The 22,122-nt window shown below is 66.0% G+C and carries 14 protein-coding genes; 6 read left to right on the top strand and 8 right to left on the bottom strand.

What is annotated here, in order from left to right:
- Positions 1-196 precede the first annotated feature (196 nt).
- Positions 197-1,339: a glutathione-independent formaldehyde dehydrogenase gene (locus E3T47_RS15350; protein ID WP_134556909.1), complete on the top strand. Its 1,143-nt coding sequence runs from the start codon at positions 197-199 to the stop codon at positions 1,337-1,339.
- Here E3T47_RS15350 and ligA read toward each other — a convergent pair.
- From ligA to E3T47_RS15335, 3 genes are read right to left on the bottom strand one after another with little or no spacing between them, the layout of a single operon-like run.
- Positions 1,326-3,572, bottom strand: coding sequence for an NAD-dependent DNA ligase LigA (gene ligA / locus E3T47_RS15345; protein ID WP_134556908.1), 2,247 nt, complete (start codon positions 3,570-3,572; stop codon positions 1,326-1,328). The genes E3T47_RS15350 and ligA overlap by 14 nt on opposite strands.
- The gene (gene mnmA, locus E3T47_RS15340; RefSeq protein ID WP_181445810.1) at positions 3,565-4,731 is read right to left on the bottom strand and encodes a tRNA 2-thiouridine(34) synthase MnmA; all 1,167 of its coding nucleotides are present in this window, start codon (positions 4,729-4,731) and stop codon (positions 3,565-3,567) included. Before mnmA ends, ligA begins: the two co-directional genes overlap by 8 nt.
- Before the next feature lie 37 nt (positions 4,732-4,768).
- Positions 4,769-5,965 carry a cysteine desulfurase family protein gene (locus E3T47_RS15335; protein ID WP_134556907.1) on the bottom strand — a complete coding sequence of 399 codons (1,197 nt, stop codon included), beginning with the start codon at positions 5,963-5,965 and terminating at the stop codon, positions 4,769-4,771.
- A gap of 71 nt (positions 5,966-6,036) precedes the next feature.
- Here E3T47_RS15335 and glgX point away from each other — a divergent pair, with 71 nt between their 5' ends.
- Positions 6,037-8,115: a glycogen debranching protein GlgX gene (gene glgX / locus E3T47_RS15330; RefSeq protein ID WP_134556906.1), complete on the top strand. Its 2,079-nt coding sequence runs from the start codon at positions 6,037-6,039 to the stop codon at positions 8,113-8,115.
- 10 nt (positions 8,116-8,125) lie between these two features.
- On the opposite strand, the gene glgP is transcribed toward glgX, so the two are convergent.
- Positions 8,126-10,693 (bottom strand): alpha-glucan family phosphorylase, encoded by a 2,568-nt coding sequence (gene glgP / locus E3T47_RS15325; RefSeq protein WP_134556905.1) that lies wholly within the window; start codon positions 10,691-10,693, stop codon positions 8,126-8,128.
- Positions 10,694-10,807: 114 nt separating this feature from the next.
- Here glgP and E3T47_RS15320 point away from each other — a divergent pair, with 114 nt between their 5' ends.
- Both E3T47_RS15320 and glgB read left to right on the top strand, forming a co-directional pair.
- Positions 10,808-12,907, top strand: a complete 2,100-nt coding sequence (locus E3T47_RS15320) for an alpha-1,4-glucan--maltose-1-phosphate maltosyltransferase (protein ID WP_422386506.1) — start codon at positions 10,808-10,810, stop codon at positions 12,905-12,907.
- Complete coding sequence (glgB, locus tag E3T47_RS15315) at positions 12,904-15,255, top strand: 1,4-alpha-glucan branching protein GlgB (protein WP_134556903.1); 2,352 nt, start codon at positions 12,904-12,906, stop codon at positions 15,253-15,255. Before E3T47_RS15320 ends, glgB begins: the two co-directional genes overlap by 4 nt.
- 4 nt (positions 15,256-15,259) lie before the next feature.
- On the opposite strand, the gene E3T47_RS15310 is transcribed toward glgB, so the two are convergent.
- Together E3T47_RS15310 and E3T47_RS15305 are read right to left on the bottom strand one after the other, a co-directional pair.
- Positions 15,260-16,252: a tetratricopeptide repeat protein gene (locus E3T47_RS15310; RefSeq protein WP_134556902.1), complete on the bottom strand. Its 993-nt coding sequence runs from the start codon at positions 16,250-16,252 to the stop codon at positions 15,260-15,262.
- Positions 16,249-18,084 (bottom strand): DUF8094 domain-containing protein, encoded by a 1,836-nt coding sequence (locus E3T47_RS15305; RefSeq protein WP_134556901.1) that lies wholly within the window; start codon positions 18,082-18,084, stop codon positions 16,249-16,251. The genes E3T47_RS15310 and E3T47_RS15305 overlap by 4 nt, the downstream gene beginning before the upstream one ends.
- A gap of 238 nt (positions 18,085-18,322) precedes the next feature.
- On the opposite strand from E3T47_RS15305, the gene E3T47_RS15300 reads away from it, so the two are divergent.
- Entirely contained in the window at positions 18,323-19,930 is a 1,608-nt protein-coding gene (locus tag E3T47_RS15300) for a coiled-coil domain-containing protein (RefSeq protein WP_134556900.1), read from the top strand.
- A 23-nt stretch (positions 19,931-19,953) separates the two neighbouring features.
- A complete protein-coding gene (locus E3T47_RS15295; RefSeq protein WP_134556899.1) occupies positions 19,954-21,003 on the top strand; it encodes an AI-2E family transporter in 1,050 nt (349 codons plus the stop codon).
- A 15-nt stretch (positions 21,004-21,018) separates the two neighbouring features.
- Here E3T47_RS15295 and E3T47_RS15290 read toward each other — a convergent pair whose 3' ends face one another.
- Together E3T47_RS15290 and E3T47_RS15285 are read right to left on the bottom strand one after the other, a co-directional pair.
- Positions 21,019-21,759, bottom strand: coding sequence for an alpha/beta hydrolase (locus tag E3T47_RS15290; RefSeq protein ID WP_134556898.1), 741 nt, complete (start codon positions 21,757-21,759; stop codon positions 21,019-21,021).
- Positions 21,760-21,788: 29 nt separating this feature from the next.
- On the bottom strand, positions 21,789-22,094 hold the full coding sequence (locus tag E3T47_RS15285; RefSeq protein ID WP_134556897.1) for a hypothetical protein: 306 nt from the start codon (positions 22,092-22,094) through the stop codon (positions 21,789-21,791).
- Between the last annotated feature and the right edge of the window lie 28 nt (positions 22,095-22,122).

Genomic DNA, 22,122 nt, shown 5'->3' with positions numbered 1-22,122 from the left:
CTCGACCCGGCCAGCGCCCCGCCCGCCATTCCTTGAAGGCGCACAGTAGTAGGCAACGCGCGATCGTGATAAAACTGAGGCATGCTCGCTTACCGCACAGCTTAGGACTGTCGGGACATTTATCCATTCAATACCTCCGAAAGTGTTGCCGGATCCTCCGTCGTCACGTTCAAAAAAAGTCAGGAAGTGAAGAGAAATGAAAGCAGTCGTTTACAAGGGCCCCAATGAGGTCAGTGTTGAAGAAGTTCCGGATGCCAAGATCGAACGTCCCACTGATGTTCTGGTTCGCATTACGGCAACAAACATCTGCGGTTCAGATCTACACATGTATGAGGGGCGCACCGATTTCGAGGTTGGACGCACGTTTGGCCACGAAAATATGGGCGAGGTCATCGAGGTCGGTAACGGCGTCGACAAGGTCAAATTGGGCGAACTCGTCGTGTTGCCGTTCAATATTTCCTGCGGGTTCTGCAAAAACTGCGAGCGCGGGTTCACCAACTATTGCATGACCACTCAACCCGACCCGGTCGGTGCCGGCGCCGCCTACGGCTTCGCCGGCATGGGTCCGTATCCCGGCGGGCAGGCCCAAATGTTGCGTGTGCCCTACGGTGACAACAACTGCTTGCGCCTGGGTGAAGACGCCAAAGAAAAGCAAAACGATTACGTGATGCTCTCGGACATCTTCCCGACGGGCTACCACGCTACCGAAATGGCCGGCGTGATCCCCGGTGACACGGTCGTGATTTACGGTGCGGGTCCGGTCGGGCTGATGGCTGCCCTGTCTGCGACGATCAAGGGCGCGAGTAAAGTCTGGGTCGTGGACCGACGCCCGGATCGGCTGGCCCTCGCCGAGCAGATCGGTGCGATCGCCGTTGATGATTCAAAGACGGACCCGGTTCAGTTCATTTTGGACCAGACGAAGGGTATCGGCGCGGACCGGGGTTGTGAATGCGTGGGCTATCAGGCCCACGACCCACAGGGTACCGAAGATCCCGCCATGACTCTGAACCGGCTGATTCAGACGGTGCGAATTACCGGGGGAATCGGCGTTGTCGGCGTCTTCCTGCCGGCAGATCCCGGTGGCTTCGACGAGAACGCCAAGAAGGGCAAGATAGCCATAGATTACGGCCTGATGTGGCTCAAAGGGCAGAGCATGGGCAGCGGCCAATGCCCGGTAAAGAGATACAATCGGCAATTGCGCGACCTGATTGCCGTGGGCAAGGCCAAGCCTTCATGGATCGTTTCGCACGAGATCCCGCTCAGCCAAGCCGTGGATGCCTACAAGAACTTCAACGACCGCAACAACGGTTGGACCAAAGTCATCCTCAAGCCCGAGTAGGCAATCCTGCCGGGCCCTCGGCCAGCAAGAGTCGAAACTCATCGGCGTCGAGAATACGGATTCCGAGGGTTTCGGCCTTGCCGAGCTTCGATCCGGCGCCCGGCCCGGCGGCCACGAAGTCAGTGTTCTTGGACACGCTCGACGCGCTCTTACCGCCGGCGGCGATGATCGCCTCCTGCGCGCCCTCTCGACTGAAGCCCTCGAGTGAACCGGTGGCCACGACGGTCAGCCCCGCGAGCACTCCCCCGGCGGCCTCGGCCGCTCCCGGACCCGGATGGCCCGGCGTGGTGAACTGCACGCCGGCCGCGGCCCACTGGGTGACGATATCGACATGCCAGTCCACCAAAAACCAGTCCAGCACCGCATCGGCGATGATGCCGCCGACCCCGTCGACCTCCGCGAGTTGTTCACGGGTGGCTGCCCGAATGGTGTCGAGTGAGCCAAAGTGGTTGGCCAGCGCACGAGCCGCAACCGGGCCGACGTGACGGATATTGAGCGAGACCAGGATGCGCCACAGCGGCTTGGTCTTGGCCTTGTCGATCTCGGCGAGTAGCTTCAGCGCGCTCGAGGACGGCTGTGGCCCCGTCAGCCCCTGCTTCTTCTCGGCGGCGTTGGGATTGCGTTGGAACGGCATCCGCTGCCGGGCCGTGCCGTCGTCGTCTTCCTTGGGCAGCCCGGTTTCGGCGTCGCGCACGATCACCCGGATTGGCAGCAGGTCGCCCAGCGCGAGGTCGAACAGGCCGGCCTCGGTCGACAACGGTGGATCGGCCGGCACGGTCGGCTGGGTGAGCGCGGAGGCCGCGACCTCGCCGAGCACCTCGATGTCGAGGCCGCCACGGCTGCCGATGTGTTCGACCCGGCCGCGCACCTGCGCGGGGCAGCTGCGCGCGTTCGGGCAGCGCAGGTCGATGTCACCCTCTTTGGCCGGGGCCAGCGGGGTGCCGCACTCCGGGCAGTTCAGCGGCATGACGAATTCCCGTTCGGTACCGTCGCGCAGCAGGGCGACCGGGCCGAGCACCTCGGGAATGACATCGCCAGCCTTGCGCAGCACGATGGTGTCACCGATCAGCACGCCCTTGGCCTTGACTACGTCCTGGTTGTGCAGGGTGGCCTGGCGCACCTCGCTGCCGGCTAGCAGCACCTTCTGCATGACGGCAAAGGGGGTGGCGCGACCGGTGCGGCCGACACTCACGACGATGTCGAGCAGCTTCGTGTTGACCTGCTCGGGCGGATACTTGTAGGCGATCGCCCAGCGCGGCGCCCGGTTGGTGGCGCCGAGTTCGGCGTGCAGTGCAAGCTCGTCGATCTTGATCACAATGCCATCGAGTTCGTGTTCGACGCTGCCGCGGTGTGCCCCGTAGTACTCGATAAACGCCGCAGCCTCGGGGACCGACTCGACGACCTTGAAGTAGCTGCTGGTCGGCAGGCCCCAGCCCTTGAGCAGGCCATAGACCGCTGACTGGGTCTGAACGGGCGGGTTCTCCCAGGCGCCGATACCATGCACGAGCATGCGCAGCCGGCCGAGGCGGGCCTTCATCAGGCGCAGCTGATCGACGTTCTTGCCGGCGGCTTTCTGCCGCAGCGACCCGGCCGCCGCGTTGCGGGCATTCGCGAACACGCGCTCGCCGGCGGCGGACTGCGCGGCGTTCAGTTCGTCGAACGCGGCCGTGGGAAAGAACACCTCACCGCGCACCTCCATAAGCGACGGATGCCCGGTGCCGGCCAGCCGCGACGGGATCCCGGGCACCAGGTCGATGTTCTCGGTGACGTCTTCGCCGACGACGCCGTCGCCGCGGGTCGCCGCGGAGAGGAGCACACCGTTGGCGTAGCGCAGGTTGACGGCGAGGCCGTCGATCTTGAGCTCGCACAGATAGTGCACGGCGCGGCCCGAGTTATCTGCGGCTTTACCGGCCCAGCCCGCGAATTCCGCGAGGGAGAAGACGTTGTCGAGGCTGAGCATCCGTTCGGCGTGGGTGACCGCGTCGAACAGGGTGACCTCGGCGCGGCCGCCGACCGTCTGGGTGGGGCTGTCCTGGCTTTGCAGTTCCGGGTAGAGGCGTTCGAGCTCGGCGAGGCGCTGCACGAGCAGGTCGTACTCGGCGTCGGCGATGACGACGGTGTCCCGCCCGTAGTAGGCGTCACGGGCGGTGAGCACGCGCGTGGTCGTGTCGGCGGCCTCGGCGGCCGCGGCGGCGAGGCTCGCCGGGGTGGTGTCGGCGACGGACTCAGGCATTGACCGGGACGGGGCTGGCCGAAGCGGTGCTGGCAGGTGTGACGAAAACGGGAACCGCGCTGACGGTGCGGTCGATGGTGCACTGGCCAAGCACCCGGGTACCGACGTAGACGACGGCGGTCTGGCCGGGGGCGACGCCGGCGAGCGGCTCATTCGGAATGATGCGCAGTTCGAGGGCGCCCTCAAGACCGTTCACCACTTGGGCGACCGCCGGAACCGGGTCGGCGTGAGCGCGAATCTGCACGTGGCAGGCGAATTCCACCTCTGGCTGTTCGGGCGCTAGGCCAGCCCAGGTGTACTCGTTGCCGGCGATCTCCCTGATGGCGAGCGCCTCCTTGGGGCCGACGACGACTGTGTTGGTGATCGGGCGCACCTCGAGCACGAAGCGCGGCTTGCCGTCAGCAGCCGGGGTGCCGATCGACAGGCCCTTGCGCTGACCGACGGTGAACGCGACGGCGCCGTCGTGCTGGCCCAGCGTATTGCCCTCCCGGTCGAGGATGTCGCCGGTCACCTGGGCGACCCGTTCGCCGAGCCAGCCCTTGGTATCGCCGTCTGGAATGAAGCAGATGTCGTAGGAGTCCGGCTTGTTCGCCACCGAGAAGCCACGTTCGGCGGCTTCGGCCCGCACCTCGGCCTTGGTCGGCGTCGCACCGAGCGGGAACATGGAGTGGTTGATCTGGTCGGCGGTGAGCACGCCGAGCACGTAGGACTGGTCTTTCGCCCAGGCCGCCGCGCGGTGCAGCTGCTTGTTGCCATCGGCATCCGTCAAAATGCTCGCGTAGTGGCCGGTGCAGACGGCGTCGAAGCCGAGGGCCATGGCCTTTTCGAGCAAGGCGGCGAACTTGATCTTCTCGTTGCAGCGCATGCACGGGTTCGGGGTGCGACCGGCCGAATATTCGGCGATGAAGTCGTCGACGACGTCGAGCTTGAACCGTTCGGAGAAATCCCAGACGTAGTACGGAATGCCCATGATGTTCGCAGCGCGCTGGGCATCCATCGAGTCTTCGACGGTGCAGCAGCCGCGGCTGCCGGTGCGCAGCGTGCCCGGCATGCGGCTCAGCGCAAGATGAACACCGACCACCTCGTGTCCAGCTTCGACCGCACGCGCGGCTGCGACGGCGGAATCAACACCGCCACTCATTGCTGCTAAAACCTTCACCCAACGAGTGTACGCGGAGTGCCCGTTGGAGCCAACGTCAGTGCCCTGGCACCCGATCGGCCATACCGGCGGCGAGCGCCTGGGCGTGCGCGGCCGGCAGCGCCGCGAGCAGCGCGTCGACGTCGGCATCGGTCGACGAGTGGCCGAGCGTGATGCGCAAGGCTCCGCGGGACTCGGCCTCGCTGCGCCCCATGGCCCGCAGCACGTGCGAGGGCTCAGGCACGCCAGCCTGGCAGGCCGACCCGGTCGACACCGACACCCCGGCGGCGTCGAGCAGGAACAGCAGCGAGTCACCCTCACAGCCGGCAAAGCTGAAGTGGGCGTTGCCGGGCAGCCGGTTGATCGGGTCGCCGTTGAGTTGCGCCCCGGGAGCCAAGAGGGCCACCCCCTCGATCACCCGGTCGCGAAGGCGAGAGAGACGCGCGGTTTCGCGGCCACCGTGCGCCGCAAGCTGTTCACGAGACAAAGCGGATGCCGCCACCGCGAACGAGACCGCCGCCGCGACATCCTGAGTGCCGCTGCGCACCTTGCGCTGCTGGCCGCCGCCGTGGATGAGCGGTTCGACGGTCGTGGCGCGGCCGAGTACGAGCGCGCCGATGCCGACCGGCCCGCCGACCTTATGCGCCGAGACGCTCAACGCCGACACCCCGGCGGCAGCGAGCGTGCGAAAATCCACCGGGATGTAGCCGTAGGCTGCGACGGCGTCGACGTGCACCGGAATTCCGTGCGCGGCCGCGAGCACCGCCACCTCGGCGACGGGCTCGATGGTGCCGACTTCATTATTGGCCATGATGACGCTGACCAGCGCCACATCGAGGGGGTCGTGGGCGATGGCGGCCTCGAGCGCCCCGAGGTCGATGCGGCCGTTCTCGTCGAGCGGAATCCACTCGACGACGGCCCCATCGTGCTGGGCGAGCCATTCGACGGTATCGAGGGTCGCGTGGTGTTCGCCGCCCGGCACCAGGATGCGCCGGCGCGGGGCGCGTGCCCAGTACAGGCCCTTGATGCCGAGGTTGATGGCCTCGGTGCCGCTGCCGGTGAAAACCACCTCGATCGGATCAGAGGCCAGGCTCGCAGCGACGATTTCGCGTGACTCTTCGAGCATCCGTTTCGCGTTCTGCCCCTGGCTGTGAACCGAAGCGGGGTTACCGACGACGCCCATCGCTTCGGCATAGGCGGCAATAGCGGCGGGAAGCATGGGCGTGGTCGCCGCATGGTCCAGATAGACAACCATGCAATTCATTTTACCGTCGAGCGGATGCCCGTGGTCATCACGCTCCCCCCGCACTGATTACTCTTGAACCCATGAGTTCCACCGACCCCCTGCGCAACCTCGGTGTGCGACTAACCAGCGCGGGCGGTGAACTGCGCGTCTGGGCCGAACACGCCGACGCCATGGACCTGTGCATGTTCGACGACACCGACCCGAACTGGATCATCAAAAGCGTGCCGATGAGCCAGGACGTGCACGGCGTGTGGTCCGGTCGGTCACGCACCCTGTCACCCGGGCGCCGCTACGGTATCCGCGTGTCGGGCCCGGCGAGCCCGAAGAACTCTTTTCACCCGGAGAAAACTCTGATCGAACCGTATTCTCGAGGTCTGGTTCGGGCCGGGGCCGGGCTGTGGCAGTCGTCAGTGGTCGACGACTATTTCGACTGGAACGGCACCGAAAAACCGGCTATAGCCCTCGATCACACCGTGGTCTACGAGGCGCACGTGCGCGGCCTCAGCCGACTGAACCCTCTGGTACCGGCCGCACTGCGAGGAACCTACGCCGGTCTCGCCCACGAATCCACCATCGCCTACCTGAAGGATCTTGGCGTCACCGCGGTCGAACTGCTGCCGGTGCAAGCGTTCGTGTCGGAGCAACGCCTGATCAAACAGGGCCTGATCAACTATTGGGGTTACAACACCCTTAACTTTTTCTCCCCGCACGCCGACTACGCCACCCAGGCGGCCCAGTCCGCCGGGCCGGAAGCCGTGCTGCGCGAGTTCAAGGGAATGGTCAAGCTGCTACACGAGGCCGGCCTCGAGGTCATCCTCGACGTGGTCTACAACCACACCGCCGAGGAGGGCCGCAACGGTCCGGTCACGAGCCTGCGCGGCATCGACAACGCAGCCTACTACCGGCAGGACGAGTCCGGCGCCTACATCGACGTGACCGGCTGCGGCAACACGGTTGACTTCAGCCACGACGTGCCGAAACGCCTCGTGCTCGACTCGCTGCGCTACTGGGCCAACGACCTGCAGATAGACGGGTTCCGCTTCGACCTCGCCGCGACGCTCGGCCGGGACGCCGGCGTGGTCTACAACCCGGAGCATCCGCTGCTCACCGAGATTCGCGACGACCCGGACCTGGCCGGCGTGAAACTCATCGCGGAGCCGTGGGATGTCGGCCAGGGCGGCTGGCAGACCGGCAATTTTCCGCCCGGCTGGACGGAGTGGAATGACCGCTACCGCGACCGCATGCGGGACTTCTGGCTCTCGGATATGAAGAGCCTGCGCCTGACCGGCTCGGCCGGCAGCGGCATCGGCCGGTTCGCGACCCGGGTCGCCGGTTCGTCGAATACCTTCTCCGAGCAGCGCGGCCCGCTCGCCTCGCTCAATTTCATCACCGCGCATGACGGATTCACCCTCGCCGACCTGACCGCCTACGACGTGAAGCACAACCTCGGCAATGGCGAGTCGAATCGCGACGGCACCGACAACAACAGCTCATACAACCACGGGGTTGAGGGGCCGACCCGCGACGTGGCCATCCTGGCCACCCGCCGTAAGGCCATGCGCAACCTGCTCGGCACGCTCCTGCTCTCGGCCGGCATTCCCATGCTTACTGCCGGCGACGAGTTCGGGCGCAGCCAGCGCGGCAACAACAACGCCTACTGCCAGGACAGCGAGCTCACCTGGCTGAACTGGGACTTCGACGACTGGCAGCAGGACCTGCACCGGGTCACCCGCCGCTTGCTGCAGCTGCGCCGCGAGAACCCGGCCCTGCGTCCGATGCATTTCGGGCGGTTCGGCGAGACCACGCCGAACGCCAGCCAGCTGGACTGGTACAACATCGCCGGCGAGGCGCTCACCGGCGATGCCTGGAACTCGCCGACCGAGCGCACCCTGCAATACATGGCAGCGTCCACCCCTGAGCACGAGGCGTTCAACCGCATCCTGCTCGTGATCAACGCCCGGGAGCAGGACGAGACCGTTACCCTGCCCGCGCACGAGGGAGTGGATGCGTACACGCTGCTCTGGGATTCGAATCACGACGACCTGCGCGACTTGCGTCTCGAGCACGCGCCCGGCACCCCCTTGTTCGTGCCGGGCGCGTCGATGCAGCTGATGCGCGCGCACGGCGCGTTCGTGCCACGCCGCACGCCGCGCGTCTGAGCCCCGCCGGCTAGTTCGCGATGGCCACCAGGCCCATTTCCGCCGGGCTGATGAGCAGGTCGTTCCGGGGCACGACACGCACGGTGTATCCGAACGCTCCGGCCCGGTCGAGTTCAACCGTTCCCGTGAACAACGTGGCCCCGCCGGCCGGGGTTTCCTTTACCGGTGCCGGTTCGAGCGCCTGAATGGCCACATCGCGCAGGTCGTCGCCGCTGAGGCTCTTGCCGTAGACGACTTCGACGGTCACGTCCTCGGCCGCGAGTCCGCCGAGCTGCACGTGCGCGCGAAGGTGGAGGTCATCGCCCACTTCGGGCACGGACGAGACACCACCCGACTCGACGTGGGTCACCGCGACCTGCGGCCAGGCTGAGACGATCCGGCCCTTCCACGCAGCCAGTTCACGGGCCGCACGGTAGTTGTTGGCCGACATCAGCGCTTCGTAGTGCCCGGCCGGGCGGTACAAGCGTTGCACGTACTCTCTCACCATGCGGTCAGCGGACAGTTGCGGCGACAGGGTGGCCAGGGTGTGGCGGATATTGGATACCCAGCGTTCGGGAACGTCGTCGGCGTTGCGTTCATAGAACGTCGGCGCTACCTGGTGTTCGATCAGGTCGTAGAGCGCCTCGGCTTCAAGCCGGTCGCGTTCGGCTGGGTCGCCAGCCGAATCGGACGACGGAATCGCCCAGCCGTTCTTGCCGTCATAGTATTCCGGCCACCAACCGTCGAGGATCGACAGGTTGAGCGCGCCGTTGAGAGCCGCCTTCATACCGCTCGTTCCGCAGGCTTCAAGCGGACGGAGCGGATTGTTGAGCCAGACATCCGTTCCCGGATACATCAGCTGAGCCATCGCAATGTTGTAGTCGGGCAAAAATGCGATGCGAGTACGAAGGGCCGGGTCGGCGGCGAACTGCACTATTTTCTGGATCAGCCGCTTGCCCTCCTCATCGGCGGGGTGTGACTTGCCGGCGATGACGATCTGAATCGGACGCTCCGAGTGAAGGAGGAGGGCACGCAAGCGCTCAGGATCGTGCAGCATCAGGGTCAGGCGCTTATAGGTGGGAACGCGGCGGGCGAACCCGATGGTGAGCACGTTCGGGTCGAAGACCCGGCCGATCCAGGCCGGCGGGATGCCGCCCGGGTTCTGGTCGCGCCAGGCGTTGAGCACGCGGCGGCGGGCATCTTCGACGAACTGCAGGCGCATCTGCCCGCGCACCGACCACAGGTCCTGGTCGGACACCTCGCTCGAGGCCCAATTGGCGATCGAGGTGTCGCTCGTGCCGAGCTGGGCCTGCGCGAGGCTCTTGAGCGCCGGGTCGGTCCAACTTTGAGCGTGCACACCATTCGTGATCGACGTGATCGGCACATCCGCTGAATCAAAACCCGGCCACAGGCCGTTGAACATGCGACGGCTGACCTCGCCGTGCAGGGTCGACACGCCGTTGGCGTGCTGACCAAGACGCAACCCCATGATGGCCATGTTGAACACCTCGGAGGAGCCCCCGGCGTAACTTTCTGCGCCGAGCGCGAGCAGGTCGTCCACGTCGACGCCGGGCAGCAGATCGGTGCCGAAGTAGCGGCGCACCAGCGAACGCTCAAACCGGTCGATGCCGGCGGCGACGGGAGTATGGGTGGTGAAGACAGTGCCGGCGCGGGCAACCTGCAGCGCTTCCTGAAAGCTCAGGCCCTCGCCGATCAGGCTCGAGATGCGTTCGAGGCCAAGGAACCCGGCGTGGCCCTCGTTGGTGTGGAATACCTCGGGCTCGGGCAAGCCGTGCAGCGAGCTCCACAGTTTCACCGCGCGGGCGCCGCCGATTCCAAGCAGCAGCTCCTGCAGCAGTCGGTGTTCGCCACCGCCGCCGTAGAGGCGGTCGGTGACCAGGCGAAGATCGTCGGCGTTTTCGGGAATGTCAGCGTCAAGCAGCAGCAGGCGCACCCGGCCTACCTTGGCCTGCCAGACCCGGGCGTGCAGCGTGCGGTCGTCGGGGAGCGCGAGGGAGACCTGCACGGCCGAGCCGTCTGCACGGCGCAGCACGGCGAGCGGCAGGCCGTCGGGGTCGAGCAGTGGGTAGCTTTCCATCTGCCAGCCGTCGGGCGAGATGGCCTGGCTGAAGTACCCGGCACGGTAGAACAGCCCAACGCCGACGAGTGGCAGGCCGAGGTCGGAGGCACTCTTAAGGTGGTCACCGGCAAGGATTCCGAGCCCGCCGGAGTACTGCGGCAAGGCCGCGGCGATACCGAATTCCGGTGAGAAGTAGGCGATCGCTGCGGGCTTCTCACCCTCGAGGCCCTGGTACCAGCGCGGCTGCTCGAGGTAGTCACGCAGCCCGTCGCGGGTGGCGTTGACCTCGCCGACGTAGTCGTGGTCACGCGCGAGCTCGTCGAGGCGGCGCGGGTCGACAGCGCCGAGCAGGGCGACCGGGTCGGTGCCGATCTCGCGCCACAAATCCGGGGCAATACGCTCGAACAGCTGCCGGGTGGGCTCATGCCACGACCAGCGGAGATTGCCGGCAAGCTCCTCGAGAGCCGCGAGGGGCTCGGGGAGAACGGCACGGACAGTAAATTTGCGGATGGCCTTCACGAGGTCAACCTTAGGGGTGCCACGAGTCGAACACGTAACTCCAGATCTCCCGGTCTTGGGCGAGCCGAACGAACGACGGGGGCCATCCTCGCGCTTTCACGCTACGGTCATGGTGTGGCTAAGACAGCAGCAAATAAGACGAACCTGCCGACAGCATCGAGCAGTGCCCCGACGACCGTGTCCACGAGCGGGGAGACGGGGAGCGGCGCCGAAGCATCCATCGGTCGTATTCCCATTCTCGACCTCTCCCCCCAGCTGAACGACAATCTCTGGCCGGCCCGTGCTTTCGTCGGTGAGGTGGTGCCGTTCGGTGCGACCGCTTTTCGCGAAGGGCACGACCTCATCGGGGTCGACCTGCAGCTCACCGCGCCCGACGCGAGCACCACGCGACATGCCATGGCGCTGCTGGCTGACGGAACCGACCGCTACGGTACCAAGGCGCAGCTCGGTACTGCTGGCCGTTGGACTTACCGCGTGCGCGCCTACGCCGACGACTTCGCCACCTGGGAACACAACGCCGCGATCAAGATACCGGCGGGCATCGACGTTGAGCTCATGTTCGAGATCGGCGGCACCCTGCTCAGCAAGGCCGGCTTGGACAAGACCCGGCCGCTCGCCGCCCGCCGCCTGTTCCTCGCGGCAGCGAAAACGCTCGCCGACCGGGAGAAGCCGGCAAGCGAACGTTTTCTGGCGGTAGCGGATGCCGCGCTGCGGCAGGCCATCACGGCCCACCCCCTCGCCGGGCTGGCCTCGCTCTCAGCCGAACGCACGATCATCGTCGAACGCACCAGGGCCGGAGTTGGCTCGTGGTACGAGTTCTTCCCCCGTTCGGAGGGCGCCGTTCGCCGCGCCGACGAAAGCTGGCAGAGCGGAACCTTCCGCACCGCGGCCAAGCGCCTGCCCGCCGTTGCGGCCATGGGCTTCGACGTGCTCTACCTGCCGCCGATCCACCCGATCGGGCAGGCTTTTCGCAAGGGGCCGAACAATTCGCTCGAGGTCGCACCGGGCGACCCGGGGTCGCCGTGGGCGATCGGCTCCGCCGATGGCGGCCACGACGCCATCCACCCCGACCTCGGCACCGTCGCCGACTTCACGTTCTTTCTGAAGAAAGCGGCCTCGCTCGGCATCGAGGTCGCCCTCGACTTCGCCCTACAGGCCTCTCCCGATCACCCCTGGGTGCAGCAGCACCCGGAATGGTTCACCACCCTGCCCGACGGAACCATCGCCTACGCCGAGAATCCGCCGAAAAAATATCAGGACATCTACCCGATCAATTTCGACAACGATCCCGCCGGCATCCGTGCCGAGGCGCTGCGACTGCTGCGCCACTGGATCAGCCTCGGCGTGCGCATGTTCCGGGTGGACAACCCGCACACCAAGCCACTCGACTTTTGGGAGTGGCTCATCACCGAGGTCAACGCCACCGACCCCGACGTGGTGTTCTTGGCCGAGGCTTTCACCCGTCCGGCCCTCATGCAGGCGCTCGGCAAGGTCGGCTTCCAGCAGTCGTACACCTACTTCACCTGGCGCAACACGAAGACGGAGCTCGAAGAGTTCTTCGACGGCCTCGCCACCGATACCCCCGACTTTCTGCGCCCGAACCTGTTCGTGAACACCCCCGACATCCTCACCGAATACCTGCAGTTCGGCGGTCCGGCAGCGTTCAAGATCCGGGCGGCCCTAGCCGCGACGGCGGCGCCGACCTGGGGGGTCTACGCCGGATTCGACCTGTTCGAGAACGTCGCCCGGCCGGGTGCCGAAGAGAGCATCGACAACGAGAAATACGAGTACCGGCCGCGCGACTGGAGCAAGGCGGAGGAGCTCGGCCGGTCGCTCGCGCCGTACCTCACCCTGCTCAACCGCATTCGATCCGAGCACCCGGCGCTGGGCCAGCTGCGCAACCTCGATATCCACGCCAGCGACGACGATTCGATCCTCGTCTATAGCAAGTACCTCGAGGCGGCGTTCACCGGCACCGGCCAGGCGGATGCCCTCATCATCGTCGCCAATGTCGACCCGCACTCGGTGCGCCAGACGGTCGTGCACCTCGACGTGACCCGATTCGGCATTGCCCGCGGTGACACCTTCGACGTGCATGACCTCGTGTCGGGCGCCACCTGGACCTGGTCGGCCGACAACTTCGTGCGGCTCGATGCCTTCACCGAGCCGGTGCATATCCTGCACGTCACCCCCCACGATCCGGGCCGCGCATGAGCGGTGACAAGAACAAAGACAAGAAAAAGAAGCATTCGAGCAAGCATAAGAAGGGTCAGGCAAAGAACATCGACTCCAAGAAGGCTCAGTCCTTGAAAGCACAGTCCACGAAGGCGCAGAAGCATGTGGCCCCCACCGAGCCGGCACCGATTCCCGACCATGTTCTTGAGGCCGTCGCCGCCGGCCACTACTACAACCCGCACGAGATTCTCGGCCAGCACCTCGCGCATCAGGCCGGTGTCACCGACCCGCTCGTCATGATCCGAGCGTTGCGGCCGCTCGCCACCGAGGTTTTCGCGATACTGGCCAGCGGCGCTCATGTGGAACTGGCCCACCTCGCGCACGGCATCTGGCAGGGCGAAAGTACCCTCGGACTCACCGACTACACAATCGAGGCGCGCTACCAGGACGCCCCGCCGTGGATCTGCGATGATCCCTACCGCTTCATCCCGACGCTCGGCGAGCTGGACCTGCACCTGATCGGGGAAGGCCGCCACGAACGGCTCTGGGACGTCCTGGGCGCACACTACCGGGAACATCAGGGCGTCGCGGCGGCCTCGACCGGCACCTCCTTCGCGGTTTGGGCGCCGCACGCTCGCGCCGCCCGTGTGATCGGCGACTTCAACGGCTGGAACGGCACGACCCATGCCATGCGCAATATGGGCAGCACCGGCGTCTGGGAACTGTTCATCCCTGGCCTCGAACTCGGCACCAAATACAAGTTCCAGCTGCTCACGCAGTCCGGCGCCTGGGTCGAGAAAGCAGACCCGATCGCCCGGCTGGCCGAGGTGCCACCGCAGACCGCGTCGGTCGTCACCGCATCGCACTACGACTGGGAGGATGCCGCGTGGCTGGCCAACCGCAAGGCCAACGATCCGCACAACCAGGCGATGAGCGTCTACGAAATGCACGTCGGATCCTGGCGGCCCGGCCTTGGCTACCGCGACCTGGCCGATGAACTCGTCGGGTACCTGCAGGAATTGAGCTTCACCCACGTCGAATTCATGCCCCTCGCGGAGCATCCGTTCGGCGGCTCCTGGGGATACCAGGTGAGCGGCTACTATGCGCCGACCAGCCGGTTCGGCTCCCCCGACGACCTGCGCTACCTGATCGACTCACTGCATCAGGCCGGCATTGGTGTGATCATGGACTGGGTACCGGGCCACTTCCCCAAGGACGACTTCGCCCTCGCCCGCTTCGACGGTCAGGCCCTCTACGAGCACCCGGACCCGCGTCGTGGCGAGCAGATGGACTGGGGCACCTACATCTTCGACTTCGGCCAGATGCAGGTGCGCAACTTCCTAGTCGCGAACGCGCTGTACTGGCTCGAAGAATTTCACATCGACGCCCTGCGCGTCGACGCCGTCGCGTCGATGCTCTACCTCGACTACTCCCGAGAAGACGGCCAGTGGGAGCCGAACCAGTACGGCGGCAACGAGAACCTCGAGGCCATCAGCCTGCTGCAGGAGATTACCGCGACGGCGTACAAGCGCAATCCCGGCACGATCATGATCGCCGAGGAATCGACCAACTGGGGCGGGGTGACGGCGCCGACCAGCGGAGGCGGGCTCGGCTTCGGGTTCAAGTGGAACATGGGCTGGATGCACGACTCGCTCGAGTACATGCAGGTCGACCCCATGTACCGTTCATACCATCACAATGACATCACGTTCTCGTTCATCTACGCGTTCAGCGAAAATTTTCTGCTGCCGATCAGCCACGATGAAGTTGTGCACGGCAAGGGCTCCCTGGTCTCGAAGATGCCCGGCGATTCCTGGCAGCAGCTCGCCAACGTGCGCGCCTATCTCGCCTTCATGTGGGCGCACCCCGGCAAGCAGCTTCTGTTCATGGGCAGCGAGTTCGGGCAGCGCTCGGAGTGGAGCGAAGAACGGGGACTGGACTGGTGGATGCTCGACCAGCCGGCGCACCGCGGCCTGTTCAACCTCGTCGGCCAGCTCAACCGGGTGTACCGCGACAATGCGAGCCTGTGGAGCCGCGACAGCGACCCGGGCGGCTTCGAACTGCTCGACGGCGGGGCCGCGAGCCAGAACGTCGTGTCGTTTTTGCGCTGGGACAACCATGGCGTTCCGGTGGCCTGCTTCTTCAACTTCGCCGGGCAGCCGCACACCGACTACCGCGTCGGCCTGCCGTTCGCCGGGCAGTGGGAGGAGATTCTCAACACGGATGCCGCCGACTTCGGCGGGTCCGGCGTGGGAAACCAGGGAAGCGTCGAGGCCTACAACGAGCCCTGGGCCGGGCGGCCGGCTTCCGCGACCCTCACCCTGCCGCCCCTCGCCGGTCTGTGGTTGCGCCTTGCGCCGCTGACACCCCCCGCGAGAGCGAATTAGATCTTCAGTAGAGGAGAGCGGTTAGGCGCGAACGAGTCGGCGGGACGCGGGGATCATCCTGGCCGACGACCTCGAACAGCTCGAGGATGCGCTCACGGATGGTGTTGCGGCCGGGGGCGGGTTGCGCCGGGAACAGGCTCAGCAGGCGGTCGAAGGCGTCCTCGATGTGACCGCCGGACAGGTCAAGGTCGGCGACCAGCAGCTGCGCGTCGAGATCGTCGGGAGCGGATGCCGCCCCGTTGCGGATCTGGTCGATGGTCTTGCCCTGCAGCCGGGCGAGCAGGCTGACCTGGGCCAGTCCGGCCACAGCCATGGTGTCGTTCGGATTCTGAGCCAGGGCAGTGCGGTATTCGCTCTGCGCGGTGGCATAATCGCCCGCTTCGATAGCCGCGAAGGCCTCGAGGTGGTGCGGCGGCAGCGGCTCGTCGGCCACTACTACCGGCTCGGCGTCAGCGGCCACCTCGGCGGCCTCGGCCGTGCCCGTCACGCCCTGCTGCGCGGCAAGCTCAAGCACACGCCCGAGCACGTCGGCGATCTGTTCCTCCGCGAGCGGGCCGTTGAAGAGCTGCACCGGCTGGCCGGTGATGACGGCTGCGACCGTCGGAACCGACTGGGCCTGGAACGCCTGCGCGAGCTGCGGATTCGCGTCGATGTTGACGCGGGCCAGCACAAACCGGCCGGAGAGCCCGGTCACGAGCTTCTCCAGCACCGCCATGAGCGCGGTGGAGGGCTCGCTCCACGGTGCCCACAGCCCAACGATCACGGGAACGCGGGACGACAGCTCGAGCAGCTCACCGAAGTTGGCGTCCGTGCCGTCAAGGACCAGGCTCGGAACGGTGACGGCTCCGCTGGGCGCCGCTGCGGGGCCGACGGGGGCACCGGGGATGGGTGCGCCGGTTCTGGCGGCTGTCGGTGCGCCGGCCGGGGCACGGTTCACGAGGGAGGACAGGTCGACCGCTCCGCGCAGGTTCGATCCGGAAAAGGGCATGTTCGTCATGGAAGCTCCGCCGATGTGATGAGGCCCTGAGCGAAGCCCAGAAGCACGATTTTTTCGCTGGAACCGGCCGTAGGCACGTAGAACAGCAGTTGGTCGCGGTAGGTGTTTTGAAAGCCCTTGGCCGTGGTGGTGATGCCGGAGAGCGCCTTGGTGGCGAGGGCATCCGCTGCGGGGCCTACCGTGGCACCGGCATCGACGGGTTTGACCGTTTCGGTCTCCGTCATGCTGACGGCCACGATGCTGCCAGAGTCGTTGGTGGCCAGAGCTACGGCCTCATCGCTGCCCGCGGCGGCCGCAAACGCGATCGACGCGGTCGACGGCAGGGCGGCGCTCTTGGCGGCGTTGAGATCGGCAACCTGAATCCGGAAGTTGTCCCCGTCGCTCTCGAACAAGCCGTACGAGGGGCTCGCTTCGCCCTGCACCAGAATGTCCGCGTAGGCAGCAGCCAGCTGATCCGGCGGCAGCACGAGGAGCTTGTTATCCGGGGCGATGGCGGGGGCACCGACGATGGCCGGGGCCACCTTCGGCACGTGCGCCGACTGCTCCAGTGCGAACAGGTAGTCCACCTGGTAGTTGCTGCGGGGAGATTCCTGCTTGAGCATGACAGCCATCGTCGGAATGCTCGGATCGTTCTCGTCCTGGATGACGGTCATGACCACCCGCGGCCAGGAGTTAGTCTGCTGCGGCAGGGTGAGGGTGAGCGGGGCGCCGGGCAGGGCGACGAGCGGGGACACCGCCGGATCGACGGCACGAATCTTGTAGTTCGCGAGGCGTTGCTCCAGGGCCGGTCCGGTGAATCGCGTCGCCAGGGTCTCCGCGTTGAGCGTGACATCGGCGTCGGCGCTGAGCAACGAGATTTCGCTCATGATCGTTTCCAGCTGGGAAACGGTCACGGCGGGCGGCGGCAACTCGGCGGCGGCCTCCACCGAATCGGTCAACTGGGGAGTTGGGGTGGGGGTCGCGGTCACGGTGCCGGCCGTGCTGAAGTTCGGCCACAGGTCCGCTGAACACCCGCTCAGGGCCAAGCCGGAGACCAAAACCATGGGGATAATCGCCACCCGGCGGGTGATTCCCCGCCGCGACGTGGTGATCTGGCTCGCCTTGATCGCCTTCGGCCGTGGCGCGCGCGGCAAACGGGGCATGCGCGGACCGCGCGGAATGTTGCGGCGGGGCCGCCGCGAGCGACGCAGGTGCAGCAGAGCCAGCAGATACAGCACGAGGCCGGCCAGCAGCAACAGGGCACCGCCGGCGAAAAGCGGGCCGGCCCACGGGGTGGAGTTGTCCGACGCCCACGACAAACGGATGCTCGCGGGCGCAGGTTCGATCCCGTCCGAGGCGACGAGCACCGAAATGCCAGCAGGCAGGTTCAGCGTGGTCGTCAGGGATCGGGCACCGCTGTATTCGTCGAGCCAGAGGTCGGAGCCGGCCGGATTCACAATCGTGGCGGTTTCAACCGATGGTTCGGCATCCGTTGTTGTCGCGTCACTCGGCGGCTCGTCAGAAACGCCGGCCTCGGTGATGGTCGAGGTGAGCTCACCGGTCTCGTCGCTGAGGCCGACGGTGGCAAACGCATCCGTGCCGACCCAGGCGGCCACGTCGTCGGAACGCCCGTAGGCGAGAAAGATAGGGCCGTCACCGCGCACGTTGATCGTCTGGCTACCCGGCGAGGCCGCGAGGGCGCTCGAATCGATCACGGTGTATTTCGTGTCACCGGCCACGGTCGAGCCGAGCGAGGTGAAGGCGGGCTCGAGCAAGATTGTGCGCTGCGCGATGCCGAGAACGATCATCACGGCAGCAACGACAAAGGCCACGATGGCAAGAACAAAACGCACGTATCACCCTTCAGCGGTTGCCGCTCGGTACTGATCAGTCACTCTGGCTGATTCACGTGCCTGAAGCTGTTCAGACACAGACCTTCTACGTTACTGCGTTCTCCTGAGAGGTACCAAATAGCGGTCAAGGGCCACTCTAGAAGGGGACGCGTACGGGGCGGGGCAAAACCCCCTAAAATTGCGTTGTCCCGTCATGCATGATCCATCGAGGGCCGGGGCCCATCTCTAAGGAGCACACGTGTCTGACGACGAAGCTGATTTCACCCAGGTATTTCGCGGCTATGACAAGGACGAGGTCGCCAAGGCCATCCAGTCGCTGCGACGCGAACTGATTCAGGCGAACACCCAGAATGCTGAAGCCAGCCGTGAGGTCAAGCGTCTCACCGGTCGCATCGACGATCTCAACGCTGAGATCGAAGAGGTCGGGAGCCCCACGTTCTCCGGTCTCGGCACCAAGCTTGAGAACACCCTCCGCGTCGCCGAGGAACAGTCCACCCGTGTCATCGCTCAGGCCGATATCGACTCCGAGAAGCTGCGCGCCGCGACCAACGAAGAGGTACAACTGCTCCGCCAGAACGCCATCGAGCAGGCCGAACGAACCCTGTCCGATGCCGCCGTCAAGGCGCGTCGAGTGCTCGATGACGTTCGCGTTGAAGCGGATGACCTGCGCGCCCGCACGCAGGACGAGCAGGCCCAGATCACCCAGGACGCGGTTCGTGACGCCTCGCTGATTCGCGGCGCTGTCGCCACCGAAGCCGCCGAAGCGCGGGCCACCGTCAAGCGTGAGGTGGCGGCCATCCGCTCTGAAGCCGATCGGGAAGCCGCCGAGGTACGCGTTGTCGCCCAGCGGGAGGCCACCGAGGCCCGTGAAATCGCGGCCGGCCTGACCCACGAGACCGAACTCACCCGCGCCGAAGTTGCCCTGGAACTCGACCAGCAGCGCGCCGACCTGCAGCGCGAAACCGACCAGGCCCGCGTCGATCTCGCGGCCGAGACCGAGCAGGCCCGAGTAGATCTGGCCCGGGAGACCGAACAGGCGCGGCTGGCCGGCGCCCACGAAACCGACCAGGCCCGCACACTGCTCGCCGCCGAGGTGGAGCAGGGTCGCATCGATCTGGCCCGCGAAATCGAACAGGCCCACGCGGTGACCGAAGTTGAACGGGAGCAGGCCCAGACCGACCTCACTCGTGAACTCGAGCGCAAGCGCGCCGGCCTGGCCCGTGAGATCGAGCAGGCCCGTGCCGCCCTGGCCGCCGAGGTGGAGCAGGCCGGCGCCGACCTCGCGCGCGAGAACGAGCAGGCCCGCATCGACGCTGAGGCCGAGGCGGAGCAGTCCCGCATCGATCTGGAGAACCAGCTCACCGCCACCCGGAAGAAAGGCGAGCACGAGGCGAGCCGCCTGGCCCGGGAGATCGACCAGACCCGCGCCGACTTCGATGTCGAGCTGAAAGCGCGCCGCGACGAGGCCGAGCAGGGGCACCTGGCCCGTCATCAGGAGGCCGTGGCGCAGACGCAGAAATTCCAAGCCGATGCCGCCAGGCAGCTGACCGAGACGACCGAGCGCACCGCCGAGTTGCGCGCCCTCAACGAGCAGCTCGACACGGGTGCCCGCGAGGAGGCCAAGGCGAACAAGGAACTCGCCGAGGAGAACGCCGAGCGCATTCTCAGCGATGCCCACGCCACCGCCACCGCCCTCGTGACAGACGCCACGACACGCTCACGTACCGTCGTCGCCGACGCCGAAGACCGGTTGTCGCAGATTAGGATTGAGCGCGACGCCGTGGCCGGATATTTTGAGAGCCTCCGCAGCGTTTTGACCCAGGCAGAACGGGTCGCAGCCGAGTAATTCCCTACGCCTGGAGACTCCAAGTGAAAATTCAGAATGCCTTCCGGTTCGGACTCGTCGGAACCCTGGGTGTCGGGCTGGGCCTGCTGATCATTACCTCGGTGATCACCCTGCAGACGATCATCGTTTACGTCGGTGCGGCACTTTTCATCGCGCTCGGCCTCGATCCGGCCGTCTCCTGGCTGGAAAAGAAGAAGTTTCCGCGCTGGGCCGCCATCCTGACCGTAGTAGCCGCTGTGCTCGGCGTGCTGACCGCGGTGATCTTTGCAATTGTTCCCATCATCGTCGACCAGGTGTCCAAGCTGTCCACGCTTATTCCCGACCTGGTCAAGGCGGTGAACAGCTCGACCTTTCTGAGCGATCTACAAAAACAGTTCCCCGGCCTCGAAATCGGGGAGATCACCAAGACCATCACCAATTTTCTTGGCGGAAACCTGACCAACATCACGACCACCATCGTGCAGTCGGGGCTCGCCTTCGTCAACGGACTGTTCGGCGCCCTCATCATCCTGATCCTCACGCTCTACTTCACGGCCTCGCTGAACAACATGAAGCGTGCCACCTACCAGCTGGTTCCGGCGTCCAAACGCGAACGATTCACCGATATCAGTGAGCAGATCACCACGGCCGTCGGTCGTTACATCGTGGGGCAGGCCTCGCTGGCCTCCGTGAACGGCGTGCTGAGTTTCATCTTCCTATCGATCATCGGAGCCCCGTTTCCGGCCCTGCTCGCCTTCATCGCCTTCCTGCTGTCGCTGATTCCGCTTATCGGTACCATTACGGGTTCGGTCATCATCGTGCTGACCTGCCTGATCCCCGAAATCGGCAGTTCACCGCAGACGGCCCTGGCCGCGGCGATCTACTACCTCATCTACATGCAGGTCGAGGCCTACGTGCTCAGCCCAAACATTATGAACCGGGCCGTCTCCGTGCCCGGCGCCGTCGTCGTGATCGCGGCCCTGGCCGGAGGCAACCTGCTCGGCATCCTCGGCGCCCTGATCGCCATCCCGGTCGCCGCCTCGGTCATCATGATCGTCAAACAGGTCGTCATCCCCCGCCAGAACGAGCTCTGAGGCCGAGAGCGCGCGTCAGGAAGGATCGGGCAGCGGCGCCGTCCACTCGGTCGGCAGCGGCAACGCGCCAGGGTTGACGGTGGCTACGATTTCGGTCAGCACCCGACGAGTCAGGTTCTCGCCGACCCACAGGTGTTTGCCGCCCTCGACCGCGACCAGGCGCAGGTCGGGCACACTCGCAAACCGCAGGCGGGCAGCATCCGGTCGCAGGTAATCGTCGAACTCGGGAATAAGAGCCACCAGGGAGCGTTCGTTTCCGGCCCAGGCCGCCAGTTCCTCGTTGGTGGTGCGGTGCAGCGGCGGTGACAGCAGGATGGCCCCACGAATGGCATGTTCCAGCCCGTATTTGAGGGCGAGTTCGGTGCCGAACGACCAGCCGACCAGCCATGGGTTGGGCAGCTGACGCTCGGCGACGAAGGCCATCGCCGCGGCGACATCGGCCCGCTCGGTCAATCCGTGGCCGAAGCCGCCGTCGCTCGTGCCGCGCGGCGAGGCGGTGCCGCGGGTGTTGAACCGCAGCACGGCCAGGTCGGCGAGGGCGGGCAGCCGGTTCGCGGCCTTCCGCAGAATGTGCGAATCCATGAAGCCACCGGCAGTGGGCAGCGGATGCAGCGTCACGAGCGTCGCGACCGGCGCCCGCCCCACCGGGGTTGCCAGTTCGCCCACCAGGGTGAGCCCGTCGCTGGTGTGCAGTTCGATGTGCTCGATGGTGGCGGGCAATTCGATGCCGCCGCGAATGTCGACCGAGGCGGTCATGGGTTCTCCTGGGATCTCGGGGTCGATGGTCACTTGATCCTCCAACAGTGCAAGTGCCAGTGCCGCCGGTTGGAAAGGTCAGCGGCGTCACCGAGCACCCCGTCGCCACGCCACGTGACGATGTGTGCGACGCCAGGCACGATATCGAGTGCACACCCGGGGCACAGGTAGGTCTTAACCGCCTGCTTGGCGGGAACCGGCTGCACGTGCCACAGCCCGTCACGCCGGACTTCACTGCGACGCCACCCCGAAAGCAAGTGGCTCAGGTCACCGGCTTCGTCGTTCTCGGACGGCTGCTGGGCTTTGCGGCCTCGGGGTCGATTGCTGCGCGCCATGGTTCCAGTCTAAAGTGCGGGCTCGAAG

Source organism: Cryobacterium ruanii (assembly GCF_004404055.1).
Lineage (GTDB): Bacteria > Actinomycetota > Actinomycetes > Actinomycetales > Microbacteriaceae > Cryobacterium > Cryobacterium ruanii.
The sequence above is the reverse complement of the archived record's forward strand: the minus strand, read 5'-3'. Positions and strand labels throughout refer to the sequence as shown.